The following is a 629-nucleotide window of genomic DNA, read 5'->3' on the forward strand; positions in this document are numbered from 1 at the left end:
CCACAACGAACTGATCGAACTCTTCCGGGAGGATCTGAATCGAACGAACTTCCCAAGCTCACCGGGACACCACACCGGAGAGTGGGAACGGTACGACGACATGCTCGAACTCGCGTTCCGGCTATCCCGCGACGGTCGCGTCGCCGCCGCACAGGAGCTCTTCGACCTCGGGCTGGAGCGGCTGGAATCGAGCGAGTACGAACGACGCGACCCACCGTTCGAAGAGCCGTTCTTGAAGGTGCTCCGAGACTACACGCGTAAAGCTCCCAGCGAGCAGGGCGGATCGGCGTACCAGGCCCTCTGTTATGGGTATGTCAAGGCGGAGTGGCCGCACCTGTCCCTCCGCGCGAGCAAGGTTCGAACCGGCTCCTCGCGCCAGCAGCGGTACGGCGATATCGACGGGTACCACGGTCCTGACCTCATGATCTCGGTCGAAGCCAAGGACCGCGTCATCGATGAGTCGAACGTCAGTACCGAGCTCGGCACGATGATGAAGGTCGCACAGAACACTACCGAGATCGCCATCGCAATCTGTACCGAAGTGGGACCGGAGGCTCGCAAGACACTCGAAGATACGGATGTCCGTGTTCTGGACGATGGAGATCTCGCCCGTCAACTCCGATTCTGGG

General features: G+C 61.2%; 1 pseudogene. It reads left to right on the forward strand.

Annotation, left to right across the window (positions count from 1 at the left end):
* A pseudogene (locus tag DVK06_RS16910) lies at window positions 1-629 on the forward strand (hypothetical protein); the annotation flags it as partial.

Source organism: Halorubrum sp. Atlit-28R (assembly GCF_003665955.1).
Classification (GTDB): domain Archaea; phylum Halobacteriota; class Halobacteria; order Halobacteriales; family Haloferacaceae; genus Halorubrum; species Halorubrum tropicale.